Source organism: Ruminococcus turbiniformis, from assembly GCF_020687545.1.
GTDB lineage: Bacteria > Bacillota > Clostridia > Lachnospirales > Lachnospiraceae > Mediterraneibacter > Mediterraneibacter turbiniformis.
The window spans coordinates 59195-68750 of the sequence record NZ_JAJEQX010000023.1 but is presented as its reverse complement, the minus strand read 5'-3'; the positions used below and the strand labels follow the sequence as shown (position 1 = coordinate 68750).

At 49.5% G+C, this 9556-nt stretch carries 9 protein-coding genes; all 9 read left to right on the top strand.

Annotation, left to right across the window (positions count from 1 at the left end; genetic code table 11):
• The first annotated feature begins 179 nt into the window (after positions 1-179).
• Positions 180-440, top strand: coding sequence for a hypothetical protein (locus tag LKD70_RS12620; protein WP_227708328.1), 261 nt, complete (start codon positions 180-182; stop codon positions 438-440).
• 145 nt (positions 441-585) lie between these two features.
• Entirely contained in the window at positions 586-1287 is a 702-nt protein-coding gene (locus LKD70_RS12615) for a glycosyltransferase family 2 protein (RefSeq protein ID WP_265104841.1), read from the top strand.
• A gap of 10 nt (positions 1288-1297) precedes the next feature.
• A complete protein-coding gene (locus LKD70_RS12610; protein ID WP_227708327.1) occupies positions 1298-1684 on the top strand; it encodes a DUF2304 domain-containing protein in 387 nt (128 codons plus the stop codon).
• 6 nt (positions 1685-1690) lie between these two features.
• A complete protein-coding gene (locus LKD70_RS12605; protein WP_227708326.1) occupies positions 1691-2773 on the top strand; it encodes a radical SAM protein in 1083 nt (360 codons plus the stop codon).
• A 229-nt stretch (positions 2774-3002) separates the two neighbouring features.
• Positions 3003-4730, top strand: coding sequence for an ABC transporter ATP-binding protein (locus LKD70_RS12600; RefSeq protein WP_265104840.1), 1728 nt, complete (start codon positions 3003-3005; stop codon positions 4728-4730).
• Positions 4730-6535, top strand: coding sequence for an ABC transporter ATP-binding protein (locus tag LKD70_RS12595; RefSeq protein WP_227708325.1), 1806 nt, complete (start codon positions 4730-4732; stop codon positions 6533-6535). The genes LKD70_RS12600 and LKD70_RS12595 overlap by 1 nt, the downstream gene beginning before the upstream one ends.
• Positions 6536-6625: 90 nt before the next feature.
• On the top strand, positions 6626-7075 hold the full coding sequence (locus tag LKD70_RS12590) for a MarR family winged helix-turn-helix transcriptional regulator (protein ID WP_227708324.1): 450 nt from the start codon (positions 6626-6628) through the stop codon (positions 7073-7075).
• A gap of 35 nt (positions 7076-7110) precedes the next feature.
• A complete protein-coding gene (locus tag LKD70_RS12585; protein WP_227708323.1) occupies positions 7111-8286 on the top strand; it encodes an ROK family transcriptional regulator in 1176 nt (391 codons plus the stop codon).
• Positions 8287-8335: 49 nt separating this feature from the next.
• On the top strand, positions 8336-9388 hold the full coding sequence (locus LKD70_RS12580; RefSeq protein ID WP_227708322.1) for an NAD(P)-dependent alcohol dehydrogenase: 1053 nt from the start codon (positions 8336-8338) through the stop codon (positions 9386-9388).
• Positions 9389-9556: the final 168 nt, after the last annotated feature.

Sequence of the window (9556 nt, the reverse complement as noted above, 5' to 3'; positions counted from 1 at the left end):
ACAGGTGAAGTCTGCCCTTTTTTAAGTCTTTACCGATAGGCAGAAAGAGCAAATGTGGTTATTGTAACTACTGCGGCAATTTCTTCGATTCATTCATGAGTGATTACATTGCCGTGAATAATTCAGGATAAATATTAGTATCAATGTGTCCTTTGTTTAATTTTCACAGGAGTTTTATTATGAAAGCATGGACAACACCGGAAGTAAAAGTTTTCAGCGTAAAGATGGATGAGAATATTGCGGCAAGCGGAGATGAAAGAATGCAGGTTTATTTTAATCCGGGAGGAAATATTTGGGTTTATGTGAATGGTCAGATTATTATTGATACGTCGTATGGATGGTATATGAATGGAGGTACAGCGACAGCGAGTTCCGCTTATCAACAGAATACAGGTAGCACCGGATCATGGATTCTGGACGGAAGCAGCTGCCGCGCATAAGACATAAGATACTTTACAGTAATAAATAACAGAAAAACAGGAGGTGAAAGGGCTGTGCATAAAAATAGTGCAAAAGCCCTTTCCTTCTGTAATAAACTATAATCAGGGGCAACATAGTTCACTGCTTCTGCATGGGATGGTCAACTTGAAAAAGAAACATAAGATAAGCCCTTTACTGATCATAGTACCGGCTTACAATGAAGAAAAAAATATTGAATATGTAATGGAAGATATCAGCAGACATTGTTCACGGTATGACTATCTGATTATTAATGACGGCAGTACAGACCGCACTTTGTCGTTCTGTCTGGAGAAGGGATACAATGTACTGGATCTTCCGATCAATCTGGGACTTGCTGGCGGATTTCAGGCGGGAGTCCGCTATGCGTTAAAAAACGGCTATGATTATGTTGTACAGTTCGATGCGGACGGACAGCACCGGGCAGAATACATACAGCCTATGTACGAATATGCCAAAGAGAAAAATTGTGACATTGTGATTGCTTCTCGCTATATAAGCGGCAGAAGAGGGACAACTTTGAGAGAGATTGGGAGCAGACTGATCAGTCTGTGCATCTTCCTGACAACGGGAAAGCATATCAAAGATCCGACATCAGGAATGAGACTTTACAGCAGAAGTGTTATGAAAAAGATTGTTACACAGATGAATTATGATCCGGAGCCGGATACTCTTGCGGCGCTGATCAAGAGCGGCGCCTCTGTCCGGGAGATTCCGGCGGTGATGGATGAACGCCTGTCCGGAGCAAGTTATCTGAATGTGACAAATTCGATCAAATACATGTTTTATACATGTACATCCATACTTATAGTCCACTGGCTGCGTTAAGGAGATAGATATGTCAGCAGTATTTCGTATTATATTGGTTTTGGCATCTCTTGCCACACTGATTTATATTTCAAGAAAACTGAAGAAAGCGCAGGTTGATACCCACGATACCATTTTCTGGCTGGTGTTTTGTTTCCTTTTGATTTTACTCAGCATATTTCCGGATATTGCCAATGTGGTTTCAAATATCCTCGGAATTTATTCCACAGTAAATACAGTGTTCCTGATTATTATTTTTGCCCTGCTGATCCGAGTGTTTCTGCTCACGATCAAAATATCTCAAATGGAACATAAGATCAGAGTGCTGGTGGAGGAACTGGCCATCAGGGAGAAGAAAGAAGCAGGAGAACTGACGAAACTGGAAAAGTCGACTCGGAGAAAATCGGAAAAGGAGTAAGCAGCGATGTCTGAATGTGAATTCTGGGAGTATGGGCTGGACGAGTTTATGCAGCATTTAAAAGATGAGGCATATAAAAACAGAATCCCGTTAAAAGGGGGATTTGAGCTTACGCCGAGATGCAATTTCAACTGCAATATGTGTTACGTGCATTTAAAGCCGGACGAGATTCCCGCTGTGGGACGGGAACTGACGACACAGGAGTGGATCGGACTTGCCCGGGAGGCGCAGCAGGCAGGGACGCTTGAACTCACGCTGACAGGGGGAGAACCGTTTGTACGTCCGGATTTCAGGGAGATCTACGAGACGCTGCACGATATGGGGTTCCTGATTCAGATTTTTTCAAACGGGTATCTTATCAATGAGGATACAGTGGCATGGCTGAAAGCGCGGCCGCCAAAATCGGTGAGGTTTACCCTTTACGGGGCGAGTGATGCAGGCTATGAGAAGGTGTGCGGGATAAGCGGTGGGTTTACGAGAGTAAAACAATCGGTGAAACTGCTAAAAGAAGCCGGCATTCCGCTTTATCTGGTGGCTACTGTCACAAAAGAAAATGTGCACGAGATTGACAGTATGTACCGTTTTGCCGCAGAAAACAACCTTCCGATGATCCATACGACGAGCCTGATCAATCCGGTCCGCGGCGCTTCGGCGAAAGCGAAAGAACATCAGATTGAACCTGCACTTCCGCCAGTGGAAGAGATCCGGAGAATCAGGGAACAGTCAGGCGGAAAATTCCCGAGAAAGCCCTGTACAGATTTTATGAAGGTATGCAAAAGCTACCGCTGCGGCTACTGGATTACATGGGACGGAAGTATGCAGCTTTGTACTTTTTTATCCGATCCGGCGGTTCCTTTTGTGCCGGGAAAATTTGTGGAGAGATGGCATACTTTGCTTGAGAAGCTGGAACAGCTCAGACAGCCGGAAAAATGTTCTTCCTGCATATACGAGCAGTACTGTGAGCGCTGCCCGGGACTCCTTTATGCAGAGGCGGGGGAAAACGGGAAAATATCAGATGAATTTTGCAGGAAAGCGGAACGCACGTATTTTGTTTACGGAAAACCGCTCGATGAAATAGCGCCTAAGTGAAGTGTTTTTTGTGTCTTGCCATAAGAATCTGCAGCACGCGGATGATGGATTTTATTGACAGTGAGAAAAGATGCGCATACAATAGTTGTACATACAACTGTTGTGTACGCATCTTTTTTGAGCCGCTTTTGGCTCCTGGTATTTTGAGCAGGTATTCAGCCGGGAATATTCTGCATGTGTACAGAAGCGGCAGCACGGCAGATGAAAAGACAGGGGGGATCCGGGTGATATGATAAGACGTATTTTTTCCTATTCACGGCAGTACAGAAAATATATGGCGCTTGCTGCCGTGTGCATTACGGCGGAATGCTTTTTTGAACTGGTTATTCCGCTTCTCATGGCGGATATCGTGGATATCGGTGTGGCGTCCGGCGACAGGGCGTATATATTCCGGCAGGGCGGGATTATGATTGTGTGCGCGCTGATTGCCCTTGGCTTGGGAATCGGAAGCGCAAAGTTCGCCGCTCTGGCGGGCCAGGGGCTTGGGGCCAATTTAAGAGAGGCTGAGTACGCGAAGTTCCAGCAGTTTTCCTTTGCCAATGTGGATCATTTTCAGATCTCCTCGCTCGTCACCCGCATGACAAGCGATGTGACTAATATTCAGAATTCCATCTCAAGCGGACTGAGGCCTGCGTGCAGGGGGCCGGTTATGCTGCTTACTGCGACTGTCATGGCTTTTACCATCAATGCAGAACTGGCGCTGGTTTTCCTCGTGGCAGCTCCTGTGCTGGCAGTTTGCCTCTGGCTCATTATCAAAAACGTGCGTCCGCTCTACACGAAGATGCAGGGCGCCATTGATCTTGTGAACCGGATTATACAGGAGAATCTGACGGCTGTCCGCGTGGTGAAAGCGTATGTGCGGGGCGAGTATGAGATCGAAAAGTTCAATGAAGTAAACACGAATCTCCAGACGCAGTCAGAACGTGCGTTCAAGCTGGCCATGACCAATATGGCGGCGATGCAGTATGTTATGTACGGGACGATTATCAGCATCCTCTGGTTCGGGGGCAGCATGATCAATACGGGCGGCATGAAGGTAGGAGAACTGACCGGATTTTTGAGCTATGTACTCCAGCTTCTCAATTCGCTGATGATGATCTCCAATATCTTTCTGCTTCTGACCCGGTCACTGGCGTCGGGCAGAAGAATTATGGAAGTCATAGATGAAGAGATCGATATACGGGAGGATGATGCGGAAGATATCCGGGTGACAAAAGGTGAGATCGAATTTCAGCATGTGTATTTCAAATACAGCAAAGACGCGGCGGAATATGTTCTCTCGGATATCAGTCTTCATATCAGGCCGGGGGAGACCGTGGGAATCGTAGGCCAGACAGGATCGGCGAAGTCAACCCTTGTACAGCTTATCCCGAGGCTGTATGACATTACGGAGGGGAGCCTTCTGATCGACGGAAAACCGGTACAGAGATATCCGTTGAGACACCTGCGGGATTCCATTGGCATGGTGCTTCAGAAGAACACATTGTTTTCCGGTACGCTGAAAGAGAATCTTCTCTGGGGTGATAAGGATGCCTCGGATGAAGAGATCGAAGAGGCATGCAGGATCGCCTGCGCGGATGAGTTCATCGACCGGCTTGCGGAAGGGTATGATACGGAGATGGGACAGGGCGGCGTGAATGTGTCGGGCGGACAGAAACAGCGTATCTGTATCGCGCGGGCGATTTTAAAGAAGCCGAAGGTTTTGATTCTGGACGATTCCACAAGTGCGGTTGACACGGCCACGGAATCGAAAATCCGGAAGATGCTCGATGAGAAGCTTCCGGATATGACGAAGATTATCATCGCACAGCGCATCTCATCGGTGCGCCATGCGGACCAGATCATTGTGCTGGATGACGGAAAGATCGCGGGAACCGGCACGCACGAGGAGCTGCTTGCGGGGAACAGGATCTATCAGGAAATCTATGAATCTCAGAAGGAAGGAGCGGATCTGTAATGGCAAAATATACCGGGTACAAAAGACCGGAAAATACGAAAAAGGCGCTCCTTGAGCTGTTCCGGTACATGGGATACCACAAATGGCTGCTTCTGATTGTGGCAGTGCTTGTACTTATCAGCACCGGCGCCAGTGTGATGGGGACGTACCTTTTAAAGCCGGTGATCAACAGGTTTATCCTTCCCGGCGACATCCGGGGGCTTGTTTATGCACTGCTTGGAATGGGAATCATGTATTTCTGCGGGGCATCCGCCACATTCGGGTACAACCGCCTGATGGCGAAGACTTCTCAGAAGGTAGTGGGCGATATCCGCCGGGATCTTTTCGCTCATGTGCAGAAACTTCCTCTCAGATATTTTGACGCCCATACCCACGGGGAGCTCATGAGCCGTTTTACAAATGATGTGGACACGATTCAGGAGGCGTTAAACAACAGCTTTACACTTGTGATACAGAGTTCCCTGACACTGGTCGGTACGGTTGTCATGCTGCTGGTGCTCAATGTTCATATGGCGCTGATCGTGATTGTATTTCTCTGCATTATGTTTTGCTTTATCCGCTGGAATGGAAAGAGAAGCAAGGAATACTATGACCGGCAGCAGGCCTATCTGGCCGCGGTGAACGGATTCGCGGAAGAGATGGTGGCGGGGCAGAAGGTAGAGAAGATCTTTAACCATGAGGAGGAAGATATGAAGGTCTTCCGAGAGAAAAACGAGGATCTGCGGGCTGCCTCCACAAAGGCGCTGGCTTATTCCTCCATGATGATTCCGAGTATCGTAAGCCTCTCCTACGCGTGCTACGCCATATCCGCGTGCACCGGAGGACTTCTCGCGATTGCGGGGATGATGGATCTGGGAAGCCTGGCCGCATATCTTGTCTATGTCCGCCAGAGCGCGCTCCCCTTAAATCAGTTTACACAGCAGGTCAACTTCATCCTTTCCGCACTGGCAGGCGCGGAACGGATTTTCGATATGATGCACGAGAAGCCGGAAGAAGACAGCGGTACAGTCACCCTTGTGTATACAGAAAAGGGTCCCGCCTGGAAAGAGGAGGACGGAAGGCTCATTCCGCTCCGGGGCGATGTGCGCTTTGAAAATGTGGTGTTCGGCTATGTGCCGGAGAAGAAGGTGCTCTCAGGGATCAGTCTGTACGCGAAGCCGGGGCAGAAGATCGCCTTTGTCGGATCGACGGGCGCGGGAAAGACGACGATTATCAATCTGGTCAACCGCTTTTATGAGATACAGGAAGGGCGCATCCTGTACGACGGGATCGACATCCGCAGAATCCGCTTGGACGATCTGCGAAGATCTCTTGCCATGGTGATTCAGGACACCCATCTCTTTACCGGGACGATCGCGGACAATATCCGTTACGGGCGTCTGGATGCTACGGATGAGGAAGTGAGAGAGGCAGCCCGGCTTGCCAATGCAGACTCCTTTATCCGCAGGCTTCCTGAAGGATATGATACTGTGCTGTACAGTGACGGAAGCAATCTTTCCCAGGGACAGAGGCAGCTGCTGGCGATCGCCCGGGCTGCGGTGGCATACCCGCCGGTGCTGATTCTCGACGAGGCGACATCCTCCATCGACACGAGGACTGAACGGCTGATTGAGAAGGGAATGGATGCGATCATGGAAGGGCGGACGGTGTTCGTCATCGCCCACAGGCTGTCCACGGTGCGCAACTCGGAGGCGATCCTTGTGCTGGAAAAGGGCCAGGTGATCGAGCGAGGCAGCCATGAGGAGCTTCTGGAGCAGAAAGGCCGCTACTATCAGCTCTACACGGGAATGTATGAACTGGACTGAAACGTATGAACTGGACTGAGCAGATAAGGCGGGCGAAAATAAACTGATTTGTTCCGGAAAACAGAAAAGAAAAAGCAGGAGATGGAAGAAATGACAGAAAAGCAGAGATTCCGAGAGATCCTTTTTGAGATTGAACTGAGAAAGAGAAAGGAAGTGCAGAAGCTTCTCACCGAAAACGGACTTACCCCCGGACAGGGACAGGCGAGAATCCTTAAGTATCTTGAGGAACACGACGGAGTGACGCAGCGGGAGGTGGCGGACGGCTGTCTTCTCGATGTTACGACAATGTCGAGAGTGCTGGATAAGCTGGAGAAAATGGGATTGATTCAAAGAAGAAGAGATCTGGAAAACCGGCGCTCCTACCGAATCTGTCTGACGGAGGCCGGCAGACAGAAGTCAGAACAGATTCAGGAGGGATTCCGGAATCTGGAGGAGAGGATGTGCAGAGGGATTCCGGATGAAGAGACGAAAAAGCTCTGTGCCGGACTGGAAAAAGTGCTCGGCAATCTTCGTTTACAGGATTCGGAAAGCGTTATATAATTGCTTTTATAAAAGACGGAAAACGGAGGGACACGATGAAACGATATTCCGGAAAGGGAACAGAGCCGAAACTCAGCAACAGAATCAGGATTGCCAGATTTATCTCACGCAGCGGGAGTACGTCAAAGACGGAGATCGCCTCATGTCTTAACTTAAGCATGCCGACCACTCTTCAGAATGTCAGGGAGCTGACGGAGGCAGGGCTTGTGGAGGAAGAAGGCGAGTATGAGTCCACCGGAGGGCGCAGGGCGAAGGCGCTCTCCATCCGCAGAGATGCGGGGTATGCGGTGGGAGTCGATCTTACAAGCAATCACATCACGATGGTGATGGCGAATGCGAGGAAGGAGATTATGGCGTCCGAGAGAGTGAGAACTCCCTTTGAGGACAGTACTTCCTATTATGAATGTCTCTCAGAACAGGTATCCGGTTTTATCAGCCGCGCGGGAGTGGAGAGGGAGAAGATCGCAGGCGTCGGATTTTCCCTGCCGGGGATTGTTGACAGAGACCAGAAGCTTCTTCTGTATTCCCATGTTCTTCGCGTGAGAAACGTAACATTCCGTCAGGCGGGCGACCGGCTGGGAGTTCCGTATGATGTGATCAATGATGCCAGCAGTGCGGCTTTCGCGGAACTGGGGAGCATCGTTCAGAAAGAGAGAACAGGAAACGGGGAAGAGGAAAATCAGAATGCGGTTTACCTGTCCTTAAGCAATACTGTAGGCGGTGCCATCTGTTACGGAGGAAGGATGTACGAGGGCGAGAATTTTAAAAGCGCCGAGTTCGGTCATATGGTGATTGCAAAAGACGGAAAGAGATGTTACTGCGGAAAGAAGGGCTGTATGGATGCATACTGTTCGGCGCTTGTCCTGCAGAATGACGCGGGCAGCAGCCTGGAGGAGTTTTTTGACAGAGTCAGGCAGGGGGAGGACAGCGCGCGGAAAGTGTGGGACCGGTACCTTGACGATCTTGCTGTATCGGTCACGAATCTGCGGATGATTTTTGACTGCCGCATTGTGCTGGGCGGATATGTGGGCGGTTATCTTGATGAATTTATGCCGGATCTTTCGAGAAAAATTATGAAATACAATAACTACGACGTGGATACTTCCTATTTGTATACGGGGAGATATAAGTACAATGCATCAGCATACGGGGCAGCGCTTTTATTTACGGATTCCATATTGACAAAATATCTTCCCGGTGCAATAATCTAATTACATTTATAAAATATTTAATAAAAGTAATTAGAAAAGGAGACGCGAAATGGACGGAAAGATGAAGACAGCTGTTATGCTCGGCATCGGGAAGATGGGATTTGAGGAGAGAGAGATTCCGGTCCCGAAGGAGAACGAAGTGCTTGTGAAGCTTGAGTACGTCGGAATCTGCGGAAGTGATCTTCACTACTATGAGACCGGAGCGATTGGAGATTATGTGGTGGAGCCGCCTTTTGTCCTGGGGCATGAGCCGGGCGGTACAGTCGTGGAAGTCGGCAAAGGTGTAAAGCATCTGAAAGTGGGCGACAGAGTGGCCCTTGAACCGGGAAAGACATGCGGACACTGCGAGTTCTGCAGAACGGGGCGGTATAATCTCTGCCCGGACGTGGTCTTTTTTGCGACACCGCCTGTGGACGGAGTGTTTCAGGAGTATGTGGCTCACGAGGCGGATCTGTGTTTTAAGCTGCCGGACAATGTAAGCACGCTGGAAGGAGCGCTGATCGAGCCTCTGGCTGTCGGATTTCACGCGGCCATTCAGGGAGACGCTCATCTCGGTCAGAAGGCGGTCGTTATGGGCGCGGGATGTATCGGGCTTGTATCCATGATGGCGTTGAAGGCGAGAGGCGTTTCGGAAGTCTACGTGGTTGATCTTATGGAGAAACGCCTTGCGAAGGCGATGGAACTGGGCGCGACAGGAGTCATCAACGGAGGAACCGAAGATGTTGAGGCGAGAATCCGGGAGCTTACAAAGGGAAGCGGGGCGGATCTTGTGATCGAGACGGCAGGATCGGAAGCCACCGCACGGCAGGCGGTACACATCGCGAAGAAAGGCTCCACGATCGTTCTTGTCGGATACAGCAAGAGCGGGGATATGAACCTTCCGACAAGCATGATACTTGACAAAGAGATTACGCTGAAATCGGTATTCCGCTACAGGCACATTTATCCGATGGCGATCGACGCGGTTGCGTCCGGCAAGGTGAACCTGAAAGGGATCGTGACGGATATCTTCGATCTGGACGACGTGCAGGAGGCGATGGACCAGAGCGTCAGCAGAAAGGCGGATATTGTGAAGGCGGTCATCAGGATAAATGGGAACTGAAAAGGGGAAAATGCATGAAAAAGCATGCAAAACTTCAAAAACAAGGACGCGAATGGAAAAAATCCCCGCTTTTTCGATAAAAAATGCAGGAAAGCATTGACGAACCATCAAGAATTATATACAATAGCATTCAGCGACAAAAAAATCAGAGAAAGAGTGGAGGATTCC

What these genes read in the sequence shown, in the direction of transcription:
- LKD70_RS12620 (WP_227708328.1), top strand. Translation starts at nt 180, where the DNA reads ATGAAAGCATGGACAACACCGGAAGTAAAAGTTTTCAGCGTAAAGATG.
- LKD70_RS12610 (WP_227708327.1), top strand. Translation starts at nt 1,298, where the DNA reads ATGTCAGCAGTATTTCGTATTATATTGGTTTTGGCATCTCTTGCCACA.
- LKD70_RS12605 (WP_227708326.1), top strand. Translation starts at nt 1,691, where the DNA reads ATGTCTGAATGTGAATTCTGGGAGTATGGGCTGGACGAGTTTATGCAG.
- LKD70_RS12600 (WP_265104840.1), top strand. Translation starts at nt 3,003, where the DNA reads ATGATAAGACGTATTTTTTCCTATTCACGGCAGTACAGAAAATATATG.
- LKD70_RS12595 (WP_227708325.1), top strand. Translation starts at nt 4,730, where the DNA reads ATGGCAAAATATACCGGGTACAAAAGACCGGAAAATACGAAAAAGGCG.
- LKD70_RS12590 (WP_227708324.1), top strand. Translation starts at nt 6,626, where the DNA reads ATGACAGAAAAGCAGAGATTCCGAGAGATCCTTTTTGAGATTGAACTG.
- LKD70_RS12585 (WP_227708323.1), top strand. Translation starts at nt 7,111, where the DNA reads ATGAAACGATATTCCGGAAAGGGAACAGAGCCGAAACTCAGCAACAGA.
- LKD70_RS12580 (WP_227708322.1), top strand. Translation starts at nt 8,336, where the DNA reads ATGGACGGAAAGATGAAGACAGCTGTTATGCTCGGCATCGGGAAGATG.